General features: G+C 54.1%; 18 protein-coding genes. 9 read left to right on the top strand and 9 right to left on the bottom strand.

From position 1 onward, the window contains the following. Positions 1–29: 29 nt before the first annotated feature. Positions 30–1,136, bottom strand: coding sequence for a pyridoxal phosphate-dependent aminotransferase (locus tag V6N02_RS12150; protein ID WP_371225867.1), 1,107 nt, complete (start codon positions 1,134–1,136; stop codon positions 30–32). 101 nt (positions 1,137–1,237) lie between these two features. Here V6N02_RS12150 and V6N02_RS12145 point away from each other — a divergent pair, with 101 nt between their 5' ends. Both V6N02_RS12145 and V6N02_RS12140 read left to right on the top strand, forming a co-directional pair. Further along, positions 1,238–1,402 (top strand): Tat pathway signal protein, encoded by a 165-nt coding sequence (locus V6N02_RS12145; protein ID WP_371225866.1) that lies wholly within the window; start codon positions 1,238–1,240, stop codon positions 1,400–1,402. 57 nt (positions 1,403–1,459) lie between these two features. Then, complete coding sequence (locus V6N02_RS12140) at positions 1,460–2,245, top strand: crotonase/enoyl-CoA hydratase family protein (RefSeq protein ID WP_371225865.1); 786 nt, start codon at positions 1,460–1,462, stop codon at positions 2,243–2,245. Between the two features lie 88 nt (positions 2,246–2,333). Here V6N02_RS12140 and V6N02_RS12135 read toward each other — a convergent pair whose 3' ends face one another. Continuing rightward, on the bottom strand, positions 2,334–3,344 hold the full coding sequence (locus tag V6N02_RS12135) for a LysR family transcriptional regulator (protein ID WP_371225864.1): 1,011 nt from the start codon (positions 3,342–3,344) through the stop codon (positions 2,334–2,336). On the opposite strand from V6N02_RS12135, the gene V6N02_RS12130 reads away from it, so the two are divergent. From V6N02_RS12130 to V6N02_RS12100, 7 genes are all read left to right on the top strand, one after another. Beyond that, complete coding sequence (locus V6N02_RS12130) at positions 3,343–4,869, top strand: sulfatase family protein (protein WP_371225863.1); 1,527 nt, start codon at positions 3,343–3,345, stop codon at positions 4,867–4,869. The two genes, V6N02_RS12135 and V6N02_RS12130, sit on opposite strands and share 2 nt — an antisense overlap. 45 nt (positions 4,870–4,914) lie before the next feature. Next, entirely contained in the window at positions 4,915–6,468 is a 1,554-nt protein-coding gene (locus V6N02_RS12125) for an ABC transporter substrate-binding protein (protein WP_371225862.1), read from the top strand. Between the two features lie 562 nt (positions 6,469–7,030). After that, positions 7,031–8,155: a tyrosine-type recombinase/integrase gene (locus tag V6N02_RS12120; protein WP_371225861.1), complete on the top strand. Its 1,125-nt coding sequence runs from the start codon at positions 7,031–7,033 to the stop codon at positions 8,153–8,155. 70 nt (positions 8,156–8,225) lie between these two features. Continuing rightward, positions 8,226–8,402, top strand: coding sequence for a helix-turn-helix transcriptional regulator (locus V6N02_RS12115; protein ID WP_371225860.1), 177 nt, complete (start codon positions 8,226–8,228; stop codon positions 8,400–8,402). A 335-nt stretch (positions 8,403–8,737) separates the two neighbouring features. Beyond that, positions 8,738–9,856, top strand: a complete 1,119-nt coding sequence (locus V6N02_RS12110; protein WP_371225859.1) for an endonuclease/exonuclease/phosphatase family protein — start codon at positions 8,738–8,740, stop codon at positions 9,854–9,856. A 256-nt stretch (positions 9,857–10,112) separates the two neighbouring features. Then, on the top strand, positions 10,113–10,667 hold the full coding sequence (locus tag V6N02_RS12105; protein WP_371225858.1) for a hypothetical protein: 555 nt from the start codon (positions 10,113–10,115) through the stop codon (positions 10,665–10,667). Positions 10,668–10,784: 117 nt separating this feature from the next. Beyond that, on the top strand, positions 10,785–11,243 hold the full coding sequence (locus V6N02_RS12100; protein WP_371225857.1) for a hypothetical protein: 459 nt from the start codon (positions 10,785–10,787) through the stop codon (positions 11,241–11,243). 153 nt (positions 11,244–11,396) lie between these two features. Here V6N02_RS12100 and V6N02_RS12095 read toward each other — a convergent pair whose 3' ends face one another. From V6N02_RS12095 to V6N02_RS12065, 7 genes are all read right to left on the bottom strand, one after another. After that, entirely contained in the window at positions 11,397–13,091 is a 1,695-nt protein-coding gene (locus V6N02_RS12095) for an RNA-directed DNA polymerase (RefSeq protein ID WP_371225856.1), read from the bottom strand. 193 nt (positions 13,092–13,284) lie between these two features. After that, positions 13,285–14,016 (bottom strand): toll/interleukin-1 receptor domain-containing protein, encoded by a 732-nt coding sequence (locus V6N02_RS12090; RefSeq protein ID WP_371226362.1) that lies wholly within the window; start codon positions 14,014–14,016, stop codon positions 13,285–13,287. Positions 14,017–14,029: 13 nt separating this feature from the next. Next, positions 14,030–14,236, bottom strand: coding sequence for a DUF3892 domain-containing protein (locus tag V6N02_RS12085; RefSeq protein ID WP_371225855.1), 207 nt, complete (start codon positions 14,234–14,236; stop codon positions 14,030–14,032). A 2-nt stretch (positions 14,237–14,238) separates the two neighbouring features. Beyond that, on the bottom strand, positions 14,239–15,387 hold the full coding sequence (locus tag V6N02_RS12080) for an XRE family transcriptional regulator (protein WP_371225854.1): 1,149 nt from the start codon (positions 15,385–15,387) through the stop codon (positions 14,239–14,241). Then, positions 15,384–16,103: a hypothetical protein gene (locus V6N02_RS12075; RefSeq protein ID WP_371225853.1), complete on the bottom strand. Its 720-nt coding sequence runs from the start codon at positions 16,101–16,103 to the stop codon at positions 15,384–15,386. The genes V6N02_RS12080 and V6N02_RS12075 overlap by 4 nt, the downstream gene beginning before the upstream one ends. Positions 16,104–16,442: 339 nt before the next feature. Further along, the gene (locus tag V6N02_RS12070; RefSeq protein WP_371225852.1) at positions 16,443–17,255 is read right to left on the bottom strand and encodes a replication-relaxation family protein; all 813 of its coding nucleotides are present in this window, start codon (positions 17,253–17,255) and stop codon (positions 16,443–16,445) included. Between the two features lie 20 nt (positions 17,256–17,275). Next, positions 17,276–18,992, bottom strand: a 1,717-nt coding sequence (locus tag V6N02_RS12065) for a type IV secretory system conjugative DNA transfer family protein (protein WP_371225851.1), incomplete at its 5' end; no start/stop codon positions are given.

Below are 18,992 nucleotides of genomic sequence, written 5' to 3'. Positions count from 1 at the left end.
AAATTCCCGTTAAAATTCTGGTGAACGGGTTAGCGGCGCGCCTCTGCCAATGCTTTGGGCAGGGCCGCTGCAAAAAGCACCAGATCCTCAGGTCGCCCACAGCTGATGCGGATACAGCGATCCTGCGGGGCAACAAACGGCATGCGCACGAAAATACCCTGATCCACGAGGCTGTTCAGCACCTTGCGTGCGAAATCCCCGTCCTGCCCACAGTCAATCGCCACGAAATTGGTGGCCGAGGGCAGGGCAGTCAGCCCATTGTCCTGCGCGATCCGAGTGATTTCATCGCGCGATCGGGCAACATGATCCAAGGTTTCCTGCAACCACAGTGTGTCTTCCAAGGCGGCGACTGCTGCGCTCTGCGCCGCGCGGTTCATCCCGAAATGATTGCGGATCTTGTCAAAGGCGGTGATCAGGTCGCGCGCCCCGAACGCATAGCCCACCCGTGCGCCCGCCATCCCATAGGCCTTTGAAAAGGTGCGCATTCTGATCACGCGCGGATCTTCGATTTCAATCACCGGCGCCGTACCGGCGGGGGCAAATTCGATATAGGCCTCGTCCAGCAGCAACAGGCAGCCATCGGGCAGGGTGTCTAATGCATCTTCGATCACCGACCCGGCATGCCATGTCCCCATCGGGTTGTCGGGATTGGCCAGGTAAATCAGCTTCGCATCCACCTCATGCGCCTTGGCGATCAGCGCTGTAAGGTCTTCGTGATCCTCGCGATAGGGCAGCTTGTGCAGCACGCCACCAAACCCCGCCACATGGTAATTGAAGGTCGGATAGGCCCCGTCCGAGGTCACAACCGCATCGCCGGGGCCGACCAACAGACGCGCAAGATATCCCAGCAGCCCGTCAATCCCTTCCCCCACAACGATATTTTCGGGGGCGATGCCGAGATGGCTGGCCAAAGCCGCGCGCAGATCATGGCTGGCCGGATCGCCATATTGCCAGATTTCCGCGGCCCCTTCCTGCAAGGCGGCAATCGCCTCGGGCGAGGGGCCAAACACGTTTTCATTTGCCCCCAGCCGCGCATCGAACACCGCGCCACGGGCGCGTTCCTGCTGTTCCGGGCCAACAAACGGCACGGTGGCAGGCAGCGATTTGGCAAGTGGGGTGTAGCGTGGTCCGGTCATGACGGCCAGATAAAGCCATGGGTGCAAAGGGCGCAAGCCCTTGAAGAGCGCACGCAGATTGCTTACCTGAGAATCATTCTCAACTGGACGAAAGGCATCCCATGCCCAATCTGTCACGCCGCGGCTTCATTGCCGCCACCCTCGCCGCCGGAACTGTCCGCAGCCTGCCTGTGATTGCCTCCAGGGTTGGCGGGCGGCGTGTCCTGACGCTGGTTTACGACAAATCGCTGGGCATGATGCGCGCCGTGGACCGGCTTGTGCCTTAACGTCGCACTGGCATTTCGCGCGGGATTGCGCATCTCTGTTGGCAAAGGAGAGCGCCCATGACCCGTGTCACCACCAAGATCGAGAACCACATCGCCCATGTCACCCTGACCCGGGGTGAGAAACGCAATGCCGTCGATCCCGAGATGGCCGAAGCCATCGTCGCGGCTGGTCAGTCTCTGATGGATGCAGACGTGCGGGCCGTGGTGCTGTCGGGCGAGGGCGCTGCGTTCTGCGCCGGTCTTGACGTAATGAGCTTTGCGACTCTTGCGGCCGGTGATCCCGAGGCCATCGTGATGCCGCGCACCCATGGAAATACCAACCTGTTTCAGGAGGTGGCCATGGTCTGGCATAGGCTGCCCATGCCGGTGATCGCGGCGTTGCACGGGGTTGCCTATGGGGCCGGGTTCCAATTGGCGCTTGGGGCCGATATCCGCATCGCTGCGCCCGACACCAAACTGGCAATCATGGAGATGAAATGGGGCCTGATCCCCGACATGGGCGGCATGGCGTTACTGCCCCGGCTGACCCGCTCGGACGTAATCCGCCAGATGACCTATACCGCCACGCCCGTGGTGGCCGAGCAGGGCGAACGCTGGGGTTTGGTGACGGAACTGGCCGAAAATCCCCTGGCCCGCGCCACCGAGCTGGCCACCGAGATCTCAGGCAAAAGCCCCTCGGCGATCCGCGCCGCCAAACAGCTGATTGGCGTGGCCGAAAGCGGGGCTGACGCAGATGCCGTGCTGCTGGCTGAAAGCCGGGAACAGGCGGACCTGATCGGCAAACCCCATCAGATGGAAGTGATTGCCGCCAACATGGCCGGGCGTGCGGCGGTGTTTGAATAAAGAAGGGCGGGTAGCGTCGGCTCTGAGGCCAAACCGACACATATTGCATCATGCACCAATGGACGCGATCTGCGCCAAGCTGCCTTTTTTAGGTATCAGCGGTGCTTTGGGTTTCTGCCCACGCTCGAACGCATTCGATTTCCTTCACCAGAAAACCCTGAAACTCACGATCCACCATCGCGGCTTTGACCCCCGAGGGTTCGAACATCGCAAACCGATACGCGATTAAATCCACAACAGGGCGCGCCAGCCCCCCATTGTGCTTGATCCAGCTATGAGCGGTGAAAGCATCCACGATTGGTATGCCGCCGCAATGCTTGGAGAGCCCAATAGCGGCGAGCGATGTCTCAGCATTCATGGGGGTGGACGCATTTGCGCCGATCTGTCGTATCGCTATTTCATCAGCGACCTGGCCAAGCAAACCGACAACACGATAGGGGCGCAGATCGCGAAGCTTCAGAGAACCGGAGTGTTGTGCAAGTGGATGGTCTGCTTGCAGCAAACACATGTGAGGAACCGAGCTTTCGTACAGAATATGCATACCAGTTGGCAGATTTGTTATACTCGCCAAACCCGTATTGATCGTTCCGGAGCGCGTGAAATCGATCACCCAGTTCGATGATTTGACATGCCAGTTGACGGTCAACAGCTTTTCACCGGCCTTCATCTTTTCCAGCGCAAGGGGCACAATTTCAAGCGATGCGGCGGTCATCGTCGCAAAGGTCAGCCTTCCCCTCTCTCTGCGGGAAATCTGAGCTGCCGCCTCGGTTAAATTCCGTAAGACCAGATAGTGACGCTCGACCTCTTCAAGGAAGGCTTCCGCCTCGGGTGTCGGGTCGACACCTTTGCTTTTACGAACGAATAAGGAGGCCCCGAACTCCCGTTCAAGCTCTCCCAGAATACGGCTTACACTCGGTTGGGACAGGTTCATCCGATCTGCGGCGCGGGAGACTGACCTTGTAGACATCACCGCCCGGAAGATCTGCAGGTGTTTTTGCGAGAACATGATATCTGTTTTGCAAATATCATAGGAAAATAAAAGTATTTTATCGAATGTCAGTGGTTCTGTACGTTTGCGGCCAGCGAAAAGGATACGCATGCCGCCAAATGTACTGATGATAATGACGGATCAGCAACGCTCGGATAGCCTGGGCTGCACCGGAAATCAGTTTGTGAAAACCCCAAACATTGATGGGCTTGCGCAGCGTGGCGCAACGTTTCGCAATCATTTCACGCCTCACCAGATTTGTTCACCCAGCCGTTCCACATTGTTTTCCGGGCTTTTTGCGCGCCATCATGGACTGACCCGCAATGGTGTTGCTTTGCCGGAAAACACGCCTCTGATCACTCATGATCTGAAGGCCGCCGGGTACCGCACGCATGGTGTTGGCAAGTTTCATTTCCAGCCCATACTGGCCGGGGAAGAATACGCGATGCCGGATTCGAATGCATTCTGGACTTTGCCGGAAAGCAGTCGCTGGCGCGGGCCGTTTTATGGCTTTGATCAGGTTGATATCCTGATCGGTGAATCTGTCAGCGCCACGGAGGGAGGCCACTACGCCCGATGGCTGAATGAGGTGGCACCTGAAGCAGCACAGCTTTACCTGCCGGAAAACGCGTTGGAACCGCGGCCCGACGATCTGGATGAAGTTTGGAAATCCGCGATACCGGCCGAGTTGCACTACAACAGCTGGATCACAGACCGGTCCTGTGAATTCCTGAAAAACAGCGATGGCGACGATCCGTTCTTCCTTTTTGTGTCCTTCCCGGATCCTCACCACCCGTTTTCACCACCAGCCCCCTGGTGTCATCTGTATGATCCGGCCGAGATGCCACTACCGTCCCGAGTGCCGGGTGAACTATCGGCCATGCCTTCCTACATCATGGAGACTGACCGCGAAGAGGCCGGGAAAAGCTATGTGGACTTTCTGCGCAACCCCGGTCCTCCAAGGGAACAGGGGTTCATGCAGACCACGCAGCGGATTTCAGAGGCGTCAATGCGCCTGGCTGTCGCTCATACCTATGGCATGGTGTCGATGATCGACGATTGCGTCGGCCGCATCCTCTCTCAACTGGAAGAGTGCGGTATGACAGACCAAACACTGGTCATCTTTTCGTCCGACCACGGAGAGTTGCTGGGAGATCACGGTTTAATCCGCAAAGGCCCCAGCCCCTATAAATCCCTGTTGCAAGTGCCTTTGTTGATGGCCGGCCCCGATATCCCGCCCGGAGATCGAAGCGGCATCACCAGCCATCTTGACCTGCGGGCGACATTGCAATCCTATCTCGGGCTCCAACGCTCTGAAACGGATGGCACTTCGTTTCACCGGGTGATGGCGAACCCGAATGCGCCAGGGCGCAAACAACTCTTTGCCGAATATCATCCGCGGACGCGGAAAGAGACTTACAATCATACCATTTTAACGCAGGATTGGCGCCTTACCCGATACCCCGAGAAGCCGGACTGGGGTGAGATGTTTGATCTCAACACCGATCCCGGAGAGCATGTGAACCTGTTCGCTGATCCGGACTACGCCGCGCAGCGAGAACAGCTTTCTGAAAGTTTGAACCGAGGCTTTCCACCTGATGCTGATGCAGGTGGTCCGTCGATTGCAACCTACTGACCTGAAAGTCATCGTCAGCAAAGAAAAAGTCACCGGAGGAACAAAATGCCCTTATCCAATCTGACACAGTTTGACCGCCGCAAGTTTCTGAAAACAACCGCAGCAACTGCAGTCGCGGCTGCACTTCCACTTAGTGCAGCCAGTGCCGCACCCAAGCGTGGCGGCCATTTCCGAATGGGCAAGGCCCACGGTCAGACCAGCGACACTCTTGATCCCGGCACATCCGAAAACGGATTCACAAGTGCATTGAACCATGGTGTTCACGGACGTCTGACCGAAGTGGCACAGGACGGCACATTGAGGCCGGAAGTCGCTGAAAGCTGGGAGGCAAGTGCCGACGCCAGCGAATACCGCTTCAAAATTCGCAAGGGACTGACGTTTCACAACGGCAAGGACGTGACGGTTGAGGATGTCATTGCCTCGATCAATCACCACCGGGGGGAAGACTCGACTTCGGCGGCGGGGCCGATCGTTGCCCCGATCAAGGAAATCACCGCAGATGGCACCGATACGGTGGTCTTCAAGCTTGATGGCGGGAATGCCGACTTCCCGTTCATCCTGTCCGATTTTCACCTTGCGATCTGTCCCGCCGACGGCGACAAGATGAACTGGCGTGACGGTATCGGGTGCGGCAGCTACGCGATGAAGAACTTTGACCCTGGTGTCAGCGCCACGTTCGAACGCAACCCGAACCACTGGAACGATTCAGTCGGCTGGTTCGACAGTATCGAGATGATTTCGCTGGTTGATCAGAACGCGCGCACGACGGCCCTTGTATCGGGAGACGTGGATGCGGTGGACCGCGTTGATCTGAAGACAGCGGGCTTGTTGGGGCGCAAACCGGGTGTGGTCATCCAATCTGTTGCCGGCACCCAGCATTACACTTTCGCGATGTCCTCGAACCAGGATCCTTTTACCGACAATCACGTTCGCCAGGCTCTCAAATACGCGGTGAATCGTGAAGAAATGGTTGAAAAAATTCTGTTTGGTTACGGCTCAATCGGGAACGATCATCCCGTCGGTCCGGGTCAACGTTACTTCAATTCAGAACTCGCTCAGAAGACATATGATCCGGAGAAGGCAAAATGGCATCTGCAGCAAGCCGGGCTGGATAACCTTTCCGTGTCCCTCTCTGGTTCGGATGCGGCATTTGTCGGATCGGTTGATGCAATCACGCTGTACCAGAACTCGGCCAAGGGATGCGGCATCGACCTGCAGCCCGTCCGGGAGCCGAATGATGGCTACTGGTCTGATGTCTGGATGAAGAAACCCTTTAGCGCTGTGTATTGGGCAGGCCGTCCCGTCGAGGACCAGATGTTTGCGACCGCGTACTCCTGCGGTGCGCCATGGAATGACAGCTTCTGGTGCAACGAGCGTTTCGAGGAACTGATGGTCACGGCCCGTGCGGAACTTGACGATGACAAGCGGCGCGAGATGTATTGGGAAATGCAGGACATCGTATCCAATAATGGCGGGGTCATCGTTCCAATGTTCGCCAATTATGTATTTGCCCTGAATGACAAGGTCGGGCATGGCGAACTGGGTTCGAACTGGGATCTGGATGGTGAGCGCTGGATGGAACGTTGGTGGTTCAAGTAACCATTTATCGCGTTAGCGGGATGGCCGGCCTGACGCTGGCCATCTCTGCTAATCACAACCACGCGCAGTTGCGTTTTCGGTATCTCACATAACGGCGTGCGCTCAAACCGCCAGCATCTATCTTCCTAGCTGTTCCATATTCCAGTTGATCTTCTGCAGCTGAGTTTAAAGCGTCCGTTTGCGCTGGATAGGGGCTGGATGCCGCGTCGCGCCGCCGCTGTCATCAACGTTACGCCGCGGTTTCGCCTGCCGCGCGCGCGGAAGTCCCCGACTTACTGCGGCGCGAAAAGCCGCGTCGCGAAGGCGAACCGTAAACGCAATTGCAAAGGACCCCGGTGGGGCAAAGAGAGGAGAGAGCTAAGTACTTGAAACCATTTGGAGGCGAGTACCGGAATCGAACCGGTGTACACGGATTTGCAATCCGCTGCATACATGAATCGTAGGTGAACATACATTCATGTAAAATATTGAATTATATGGATATGGCACCAAGATCCGTGTATAGGTGAACATAGATAAACGCCCAAACACACGTGATTTATGAGCCTGAAATGAGCCTAAGATGCGAATTCGTTTGACAGACTTAGCCATCAAGAAGCTTCCTTTGTCTACGAACGGACAGATCACATACTGGGACGAACTCACCCCAAACTTTGGTGTGAGGTGTTCGACGCGCAGCCGATCATACATTGTATTGTTGGGCGAGAAGCGACGGCGTAAGACCTTGGGGCGCTATCCGGATTTGTCCTTGGCGGATGCTCGAAAACAAGCAAGACAACTATTGGCCAACAATGCATTGGACGAAGGGGTGTTTGCACCTGAACGGCCAATCGTCTCGTTTGATAAAGCTAGAGAAGACTTTCTCGCGGACTGCGAACGCCGCAACAAGCCACGAACCGTGGCCGACTATCGTCGTTTGCTGCATAAACATTTCTCTTTCACGGACGACGTTCGGGAGGTTACCAGAGCTCAGGTTATGAAGGTCATCTCTCAACTATCGGATACCCCTTCCGAGCAATCCCATGCGTACGTTGCTATTCGTACCTTAATGAATTGGTGTGTTCGGCAGGGATTGATTGAGTATTCTGTTGTGCCGCCGATGAAGCAAAGCTCAACAGAACGGGACAGGGTGTTGGATGAACAAGAACTCCGAAAGGTCTTGAACCATGCCCGCGAAACACCATTCCCTTTTGGACCAATCGTCCAACTCTTGCTTTACACTGGGCAGCGACGTAGCGAGGTGGGGATGCTTAGAAGGTCATGGATTTCGGGCGATCAAGTTCTCTTCCCCAAAGGCTTTGCGAAAAACAGCCGTGAACACCGATTTCCGCTAACTGCTATGGCGCAAGCCGTCATACATAACCTTCCCGATACTGGAGACTTGTTGTTTCCAGCTGCCACTGACTTTGACAAACCGTTTACAACTTGGGCATGGCACAAGAAGCGGTTTGATGAAGGGCTTGCAGGCGTCGCACCATATACCCTGCACGATTTGCGCCGCACTTTCGCAACCACTCACGCAAAAATCGGCACGCCGATCCATGTTACCGAAAAGCTTCTCAATCACGTCTCAGGGACGATCAGCGGCGTTGCAGCGGTTTATAACCGGCATACCTATCTGGAGGAAATGACTGCTGCCGTATCTGCATATGACGAATTTCTCGCCAACTTGAGTGCAAACTGCTAACTTTATGGCTCCTCGGGGAAATTGTCGAAACCCGAGCATCGCGATGCTCTTCTATCAAGGAGAGATCGTGATGAGGATACTTTCAAAACGCCAGGTCAAGGAGCTGGTCTTGTACTCACCGCAACACACCGCACGTCTGGAGAAGGCAGGCCTATTCCCCAAGCGGGTACAGCTAGGCCCGAACCGAGTGGGTTGGGTTGAGATTGAAGTGCTGGAGTGGCTCGAACAACGTCTGGCGCAGCGTTAGAACCAAACCGACACTCCTGGCTACAGGAGCTGGGTGGCTGGCTTTGCAAGGCTGGCCACCCTACAAATTCAGCCAAACTTGCCGTTCACCTAGTCGTCCCAATGCTGCGGTTGCTGCGGTCGCAACCCGCTTTGCCGACAGTCGTAGCTCGTGCGAAGTTGTTGTGTTGCTAAAAGCCTGCTGTCGAAAGCACAACGTGTATTAGACATATTTCTTCGCATTGAGAAAGTGGAGCGCGGAATACCGGGACTCTCTCAAAGGTTGATTTGTATGAAGCAAGGCGAGTACGGTTCAAAGTAGGACAATTGGGAAATTTTTGGCAGAGGATTTATTTGATGCCTGTTACTTTACGCCTAGCAACATTCAACATCGAAAACCTGTTCACAAGACATGATTATAATGCATTCCTCCGAGGTCCAAAGAGCCGTGAAGCTCGATACCTAGCACCAATTGCACAGTTCCTTGCTGAATACGGTGATGGAGACCTCAACGACTTCCAAGACTTTCGACAACTCATCCAAACCGCTTCGATTTCACAGGACGATGACAAGCGCCAACACACCGCGCTCGCGCTCGCACAGCTGAATGCTGACGTCGTCGCCTTTCAAGAGGTGGATAGCTTTGGCGCGTTAGAGCGGTTCATGTCGGCATACTATGCCAAACTCGGCGAAAAGGGTTATCGGCACCTCGTTTTGCACGAAGGTAATGATATGCGAGGAATTGATGTCGCAATTGCGTCTCACGCTGATTGGCCTTTGTATACTCGGTCACATGCCGATCTGACTCCGGCATGGATAGACGACACAGAGACAGGTGTAGGTCTTCTTGAGGAATTTCCAGAGGCGAAAAAGAAGGCGAGCAATCTACGAGGCCGGAGGGTTTTCAGACGCGATTGCGTCGAAGCGGTTCTTAGCAAAGCGCCTGTCACGGTTTTCAATTGCCACTTTAAATCCATGGGCGGTGGCAGAGATGAAAGTATCGGAATGCGCCAACTCGAAGCCATCACAGTACGTGAAATTATTAATCGAAAGTTTGAGGACCCAAGTGAAGCTTTCTGGTGTATCGTTGGGGATCTGAACGATTACCAGCAAGTTATCAAGGTTAGGAAACGACTCGACGAAGAGGGTCGGCAGGTCGAAGATATTGAAAGGCCCGATGAATCCGGGATTGACCCGCTGCTCAAAGATGGATTTGGCGTCAACCTTGTCGATCTTTTGCCTGCCTCGGATCGATGGACGCATTACTACGCAGGCGAGAAGCACAAGACTCAACTTGACTACATAATTGCTTCTCCGGCCCTCGCTGAGAAGATTGTAGGGCTTCCTGAAATCTTACGTATGGGGATGCCGTTCCGGGTCCCAAATTCCAACGACATTCCACGTTTTCCTCGCATGGGTTGGGATAGGCCAAAAGCCTCCGATCACTGCCCACTGGTAGTGGAGTTCCGGATATAAGGAGTTGTTTAAATGAGGTATTTTCTTATGCTTTGAGTACGGCTCAATACGGCCCTTCGCCTTTTCAACATGATGCCGCAATGCGACCCATCGAAGAAGATATTCGCTGTATTGGCACACACACAAAGCCGTCCTAAAGAGTGTTATATCTCAGGGCATTTTGTGTAGCACTTGAGTGAAAATTTTGCTGCGATATCATTGTTGGCGTGACTGTAATACTTGTTAGAGCAACCAGTTAGTGAAAGCGGATACTGAGATGAACGTGATACTGTTATCCTTACCATTGTTGATTTCGGCATCTTTGGCCCATGCCGGTTGCCAAGACCACTGGAACGCGCGCGGCATGGGCGACGAAATGCAGGATTTCTGCTCGGCTGTTGAAAATTCAAATAGCAACGGTTTGGTCGTCATTATGAAAAAGAAACCAAAGGGATGCTCCCCGAAAGGACCAACATCAGACTGCAATCCGGCCTCTAGCATTTTGCAAGGCGATGGGGCTTATAACGGCCTCATGTGGTTCGACGCTGATGGAGGATTCGGCTTCGACATGCAGGACCGGCAAAGGCAAGATGGAGCACTGATAGGCGAAAACGGCGGCGTTCCGCGTTATTATCAAGAGTTGGAGACCCTTACTGCGTCTGGTGCCATTGAAATGCGCGAAGTTGATTCTGCCGGAGAATGGTATGTCGCCGAAGACAATGGATCGAGTGAATTACGCGATTTCAGTTCCAAACTCATGCAGCAGCACACTTGGATGGAGCGTGCCATTCAGACGGGTTCGAACATCATTTTTGTTCAACAGGGGCAGTAGACCTTGGAAGACCAATCGAATTCTTGTTTCACAATATTTGGAGTGGACTTGCTGCCCTGTGACCATTTCGTATGGGCGCTTACCTCCTTTCTAAGTGTCGCGATAGTCGGAGCCGCTGTGGCGCTCACAGCACTGCTATCGATCATATCCATTGTATACGAGAGGCGGGAAATTGGCTCCGTGCTGGGTGCGCTATTTGTGATGGCACTATTCGGTGGTCTAGTTGGCTTCCAGGGTGGTAACAGTCGGATTGGCGTTGTTGGTGATGTGATACCGGCGGTCGTCACACTTGTAGCTGGAGTGGCCGCTTATCTATTCGGTGTTTCGGAGCGAAAGCCGGGACCTTTATTGTTCCCGCTATTGGGTGCATTTGTTGCCACACTGTTTATGGGCTATAGCATGGGCTCGGCTAACCGCGCTGGAGCGCAAAGCGAGGCACTTGCCGATGAACAATGCTTCAAGGCACTTACCGATCCAGAGATACTGAAATCCGAGGCCGCCTTCGCACGGGCACAGCAGGTTTTTGGTGGAACCTGCGAACGGTGGTGGGAAGTGGATGGCAACCCGGACACTTGAGCTCGACCAACTGAAGGCCACGAGTTTATTGTAACGAGATTGAATAATGCCCGCGTGATTGTTGAACGGCCCTAAGCGGACCTTGGCCACTTTGCTTAGATGCTGCTGTCGCAGCCCGGTTTGCCGCCATTCGTAACAGCCTCGTGGCGCGGCCTAGTACTCATCGTCAAATTCCATATCCGATTCTTGATCTACCTCATCTTCATCAAACTCCAGCAAATCAAAATCAAAGTCGTCGAGGAAATCTTGGCGGAGAATTCTCGCTCTCGTGTTCTCAGCTCTGCGAAGTCGAAGTTCCGACCCCATTGAGGCGAAACCGCGCTCGGGATCAAAGAACTTTATGTTTCGGTTCAACAATGCCGAAAAGAACGGATCTTGTTCAATAAAGGTTCTGTCTGTTGATGGGTTTGTTCCATTGCGAATGGCCTCATAGGCATACAACCACATCGGCCCCTTTAAGCCTTCGCCAGACAAGTGTTGTTGCCAAGTACTATGATCCACCGCTCCTGATACAATGCCTCGATTGGAGGCGTAGGTTAGCATCAAAGCAACCATTGAGTTTTCAAGCTGAAATAGGGGCAAGAGCTTGCTTGAGGGCAATTCAAGCTCAAGTCTAACTACTAATAGGAGGAGCCATATGATCTCTCCGGTCCTGTTTTCTTGAGCGAGTTCGGGGAGCCTACGCTCAAGGAAGCCGGCAAGTTTTACCCTATCCACATCTCCGTGTTCGATTTCCCGCAAGACCAGCACTTCTACAAGAAGTGAGACCAATGTGGAGTTTCGTCGATATGCATTGATGAGATGACTTTGCAAAGCGTTCCACTCGTCTGCATTGACGAACGCGGACCTTGCATTCTGGAATGCAAATTTCTCCACATTTAACTCTGGGTGATCGTTACAGACTCTTCCAACTTCGTAAAAGAAGCGAAGGAACGAGTTTGTCGTTCTATCGCTTCGCGGGACGTGAGCTAATGCGGCTTGCTTCCAGCCTGTTGAAGGACGCCTGGAAGTATGTTCCACCGCAGATTTATCGTTGTTGAGCTCAAGCTCAAAAAATGTGGCAGCCTGCCTTACCGCTGCGATTACTCCGTCTCCTGACATCCCGCTCGCGACCGCTATTGTGTAGTCATCGATGTATCGCGAAGCGTCCATGTCTTCGATTTGGACAATCTCAGAAAGCTTCTCGTCCAATGCAGAAGCTATGACTTCGGCAATAAGTCGAGATGTATCAGGGCCGACAGGTAATCCAATTGTTTGGCCATCTTGGGAGTTTCGGCAAAACAGGTCCAGGAGGTTACCATAATGCGTGATTTGCCGGTTTTGCTTTGACCATGACTTGCCGTAGATCGCCCACGGTATCGAATGCGTGTATACCGAATGGAAAAACGCTCTGATGTCGGCCGCAACGTACCTTTCATGTCGCGTAGCCAGATTGACGCGAAAGTCATCCCGAAGATCGATGCTGGGCCTGAAGACCGCGCGGCTACCGACCCAATCAAACACTAACGGAGAGGTGCTAAATCTCGAACTTCTAGAAGCCGATCTGAGTTGGACGAAATTGTCTGCAAGCACCTTCGATATCGCAAGATAGGAGATCGGGTTGATTACGGCATGTTTTCGGTCGTCCCGCCCGTATCTTGGAAAGTAAAACCAAGCTGGCTCGGAAACAAACTGTTTGGCGCCTGAGTAACGCGCGTTGTTCAATCGCGGAACAAGCTCAACCGCATTCCATAGACTTTCTCTGTAGCGGGCAAGATCATCCGAAATGAAGCACGGGGGAAGTTCGGGGGCAAAAAAGCCATGTGATATTAGACGCTTGAATCGTAGCGTCTTAGTCTTTGCGGTCATGGTGCTAGCCCAAGAGTTAAAATAACATTGTGGAAGGTCTTAGCATAGATCAGTCAGCGCAACCAAAAAGTGTGGCCTTGTTTGCGCTGGTCGCGACGCAAGTGAATTAGTTTCTTGATGCACAAATCGCCTTGGGCCAAGGCCGTCATCATGTCTAGAATGGTGTGCCTATCTGAGGTGTCCTCTTTGAAAGTCATTGAATTGGGACGTCAACAAGCTCCGCAATTTTTGACGCTACTTCTGCCATTGTCTCTTCAGCAGTGCTCAGACCGGCTCTGGACGCCAACAAAAGACTGACTTTTTCGAGTTCCTCGTATGTAGTTCCATGGACAACAGGAACTAAACGCTCGCGTCTAAGGAGTGCAGAAAGCTCTTTGTCGGCAACTCCCTCTGCTGGTAAACGTTTCAACATTGCCGGGGTCACCAATACAATGCCGACGCGCGAGTTCACCAGACCCTTATCGATTGCTCGCATCATTGGCACTCCCAATCCAAGATCCTTCTCACTAAACCATACGCGGACGCCCAGATGTTCAAGCAGATCATGTAGCTCCTTGGCAGATCCTTGTCGATCGTCCCAAGCATGGCACAGAAACACATCTCTTAAATCTGGTTGCGAAACAGCAAGATCTTCAACGTTTTCTCTGACGGGTGTTAACGCCCGAACTTGCTCAGGTGTGTACCATACAGCTGAGCTTGCTCCTGACCAACGCGGTTTCGTTGAGCGGCTCTTCGCTCCTCCACTACTGCGAGTGACAGATCGCCCGCCCGAAGAGTTAGAAGATGGATTCGGTCTATAGCTGGTATACCCGCTGCCATAGCCACCGTAGCTACGGGAACCGCCATAACGGTACCTGCATGCCGGGCAGTTAGCGGCGGCGGCCGCTGATTTATGGCCCCTTACCGGCGCGGTGCATCTAGCCATAGCTAACTCCTCTTCAACGGTTAACGTTATCTTTCTTTGAATTATCTGGATTGTCTCGGGCATATTCGCGGCCGTTCACTTTGACGACGTGTGCATCGCGATGTTCGCCTCTCTTGATTTCGGCTACAACATTTCTGCGAGGAACGTTCTTACGTCTCCCAATGTCGTAGTGTTCATTGCGCCCTCCAGGGCCATCGTTTTTACCTTTAATTTTGGTCATATCTACTCCTGCCTTGCATTCTTTAGCTGGATCACATTCGAGCCAGTGGTCTCCAATACACGCCCAAAAATCTCTTGCTCTCCCACACGCGGTAAAGACAGCCTACGACGAACTTGTTCCAGCAAAAGCTCGCCTCCACCTTCGACCGCATCAATTGCCCGACGGAACATGCGAGGCTTTTCCAGCGGCATCTCTTTGTCGAAAGGCTCACCACGTTTTCCTCGATATCCGTTCTTCGACGCGCGAATGTTAAGCGCACGCGCCCACTCGGAATCACAAACACCCAAGTCTTGAGCACGTTTGATCTGAGCAAGAATAGAAATGCCCCACTCTTGTTTGTGCGATGCAAACTCCTCCAAAGACGGGTACTGAACTGCCTTCAAGAAAGCGTCTCTCGGAAAAAGCAGCGCACCTGCAAATCTGTGGGCTTGTTTCTCGATAGCTTGATAGGTCTGCGGGTGACGAACTTCCTTCTCAGTAACTGACCCAAAGTGTGCCAGGACATGGTAAAGTTCGTGCGCAAGATTAAACCGCATGCGCACTGCAGATGATTCAAGGATATTCGCGCCAACGACTGGCCGTTCAATATGATCTGCCCAGCGAGAGTATCCCGATTGTTTGCTGTTCTCAATTTCGAAGGCGAGAACTGGGATACCCATGTTTTCGAGAGCAAGACAAACATCCGGAATTGGGTATGATCCCAATCCCCAGACATTTCTGCAATGGTCAGCCAGATCCTCAATCTGTTCGTTTGTGACGCTGGCCCAGTTCCTTGGCCAATCGGCCAACCGGGGAAGATGGAGCGCCGGGAATTCAACATATTCGGAAAGAACAGCAAAAGCTTCAGCGGCCCACTCGATTCTCTGCGCTGTTTTACCTTGGGAGCGCAGTGGTTCTGAGGCTTGCCTACGCCAAAATACTGGCCCGCTCATAGGGGGCGGAACAGGGCGCAAGAAAAATTGCCTAGGGAAAGACGTCTTTTCGGCAATCGCCTCAAATGTCTCCGCTCGTGGCAATGACACCCCTGTTTCCAACGCAGTTAGCGCATTTGGGGAGATCTCCAACATCCCGCTTAGCGCAGCTTTCGTAAGACCATGGGCCTCTCTTGCTTGCGTCAGTCTTTCGCTGACGAATCCTTCCACTCTTTTCATAGCTCAATGTCTCTTTCTCCCAAGCCGCGCTTCAACGAAACAAAGACGCGGTCCTCCTGTATTGGGCGGGCTTCTCCCACCTTCTCAACTTGAGTCCATCCCAGAACGGAGCCCAACTCACCATTCATGACGTTAGCCTGGAAAAGCCAAGATCCGAATGATGCATCGGGCACGACAAGGCGCATCATGGAAAGGGAGGTGTCGCGCCGGTTGAAGCCACCCGCCCTCATGCCGTGCTGAATGACCACAAGCATTGTGTTTCGCGCGTCTATTCTTTGGCGCCAGCCGTCGCCAAGGTCCATTTCGAGCTGGCGCACAGCGAAATGTGATGCCGCAAGATCCGCTTTGTATGCTGCGCGCTCTGGTCGTGCTTTGAGGTTGTCGATTGGTTCTGTAAGGACGAGCAGTTGGCCGAGCTGGCCAACCACAATCGTCTGCCCATTGCAGGGCAGTGTTTTCACCTGATACGGCGCGCCGTGGTCTGTGCAGGACTTCATCAGCGATCTCATGCCGTTGTCCCGACGACCATCTCGAAGAGTTCGGAGATCAACAGCGTCCCATTCTGTACTTGGACGTTGGACCGCGAAACCCCCTAGCGGTTGCGATACGTCATCGTAGGCAGCAGCGTAGCCACCGCGCAACGCATCGAACATAGTCTCGATGAACGGCTCACGAAGGTCCCGCTGGAGCAAGTTGAGAATTTCTTTGTCGTGCATTGCACTGGCCCGTCAATCAAAGTCACGCGGAATATTTCATAAAAAATACCAAGTGACAAGATACAAACCGCTTGAAAAGGTATGCGGTCCCACCAGGTGATAGGAAGAATGCGTCCACCGGTCTATTTGCTGCCTTTTACTTTGTGTTCAGATTGCCTGAGCTCGGCATGGATGCGACACCAAAATGGTAAGGCCCCTCCACCTAATCTACGACGAATGTCTGCTTCCGCGCTGATAAGTGTGCTGTTTGGCAAACGCAGCGAAGGTCCGTTTCCCGCCATTTGCCTCTTGTGCGGCAATGGCTGTGGATACTTACTTCGGGACTGAGGAGAACGTGGTTTAGATAGACAGCAAAAATTTAGCAGCATCTAGCGTTACGCCCACCGACGGAAACTCCATCTCAACAACTGCCGTCCGAAACGCAGCCTCATCTGGCCTCAACAACTCTCGAAACTGCCGCTCTCGCGCTCGGCTTTGAAACACCCAAAGGACGATCAGGTTGCTCTTCAACCCATAGTGGCGCTGGTGCAGTCTTCCGCGCAGAACCTCGCGGTACTGCTCAACAGACCGCTGCAAGGATTTGCGCGCCGCCGAAGACTGCACCGGCTCCGTACCCCGATCCACTTCCAATGCGAAGGCGCGATAGCCATCTGGATACTTGATGGCGAAGAGCTGATCTGGGATGAGCTGACCCTTGCTTAAGGGCATGCCAAGCGTGGCCTGCTTAATGGCCAGAATGCGGGCGGCAGGAACGTATTCCAGATCGGTACGCGTTGCCTGTATCTCAGTAGCACTGGTCACCGCTGAGACCCAAAACCCATGCCACCAGTGTCCCGTCGGTCTGGCGTGGCGCTCCAACTGGTGGTAGTAGCTCAGATATTCAAAGCCTTTCGCCGTCAGGTCATAGACATAGGGGTGGAAGTCCGCACGGGCGATCTGGCGCTGTTGGCGTGGCAGACAAGTGTATCCAGCTTCTCTGAGGGCCAGTAAGCGTCTGAGAGCGGTGTCTTTGCACCGATGGGTGTCTTTGGTCAGCTCGTATAGAAATTCGCTGCTCTGAGGCCCGTGGCGGTCGATATGGACAAACCAGCGCAGCTCACGGGCTGTTGGTCGGAGATGTGGTTGGTTGGCAATGATTGTGGTGCGGGTCATACTGCGCAGGATGCCGGATTTCAGAGCTCTGGCGAAGGCTTGAGCGGGTCGTCTGGGTCGTTTTTGTCTGGAGGCTCAGGCGGTTCATTTTCGTCTGGTTGCTCATGGTGGGCCGTGGGTGACCATGGCTCCGCATAGGCCTTGCGGCACTGTTGCCGGATGGCCGCAATCTCATCTTTTGTGGCTCGGGGCAGCTTCTCCAAGACGAAGAATGGGAAGCCCATCGGAACGGCGCGCTCGGTCAGGCCACGCACGTAAGTGGCAAAGGTGCCCTTGGGTTGTTGCAGGATCAGCTGCGGGTCGGCAGACATCTGGCCTGCCATCGCGCGCGCATCGCGGGCCGAAACGCCCCCGGCCAGTTTGATCGAGGTATTGGCCTCAAACGCCTCCTGCAGCCCATTTGAGAGTTGGCCGAGGTATTGGTGTGCCATCACCATGCCAACCTTGTATTTGCGCGCTTGGCTTAAGATCACACCGATGTTTTTATCGAAGTAGTCCTGCGCCTCATCGACATAGACCATGGCGGGCAAACGGTCGCGGGCGGCCAGCGTGGCGCGCTCCTGCGCGGCCTGAGCAATCAACGCGATGAAGAAGCGCCCGAAGACTTCAGTGCCTTGTTCTTTCAGGAGGCTCTTGGCTGTGTTGATCAGGATCAGCTTGCCTGCACCCATTTCGGTGAACATGTCGAATTTGGATTGCGGGTGACTAAACATCCGCTCAAAGGTCTGGTTTTCCAGAACGCCATAGAGGCGGCGCAGCACCTGCGTCTTGGTGTTGGTGAATTCTTTGCTGTCGAACTCGGTCTCGAAGAAGCGGCGCGGCGTGCCATCGAGCTTTTTGATGTGCTCCTGGTATTTCTCCGTGCCGCCCGGTTCCATCAACTCGCGCAGGGTGTGGATGGTGGCATCAGGGATGTGGAACATCAGCCGCGTCACATAGCGGAAGACCACGCTTTGTTTGGCCGTCATTCCGGCCGAGAGAAGCGAGCCCAATACAAAGTCGTAAAGCTCGATAATGGAGTTGGTCAGGCGTTCGCCTTCCAGAGCGTTGTAGCTGTCCAGTCTATGCTGTCCAACCGAGAAGAGATTGAGGCAAACGGGATAGCCGATGTCTTCGGGGTCAATCAGCACGATCTGCTCAGGCGGCAGGGTCTTGGCGGCCAGGATGGTGTTGATGAGGTCGCCCTGACTATCAATGACGATGATCGTCCGCTCACCCCGTGCCACGGCTTCCAGATCCTTCGAGATGAAGTATTGCAACGTCTGGGTTTTGCCGTGCCCGGAGCCTGCCACCATGTGCATATGCTCAAAGCGGCGTTCGTCTGGAATGGTGAAGGGCGTTCGCAGCTGAAACAGCTCTTTGAGATGCGTGCCACGCAAATAGGTATCGACCACATCGTCGCCTTTGTAGTCCACCGGATAGACCGGGTTGGTGCGATGGGTGGCCGTGAGGTTGGCATCAAGCCGTTGCCGCAAGGCTTTGAAGAGCTGGTAGTCATTGTCTTCAAAAAACGGTGCAATGACATTCTGCACCGCCTGGCCGAGCGGTTGGGTGAACTGAGTGACCTCGACCAGCACTTCTCCCTCAAGCGGCGGGACGGCGTTGGCGATTGGCGCCAGCGCCAGACTGATAGTATCCAAAGCTTGCCCGACCATTGCCTTGTCGCTGCGGGCCTGTCCGGCCTTGGCCAGCATGTCCCGGTAGCGCGCCCCTTCGACCGTATTGCAGAGCGCGGGC

This window comes from Roseovarius conchicola (assembly GCF_041403425.1).
Lineage (GTDB): Bacteria > Pseudomonadota > Alphaproteobacteria > Rhodobacterales > Rhodobacteraceae > Roseovarius > Roseovarius conchicola.
The sequence above is the reverse complement of the archived record's forward strand: the minus strand, read 5'-3'. Positions and strand labels throughout refer to the sequence as shown.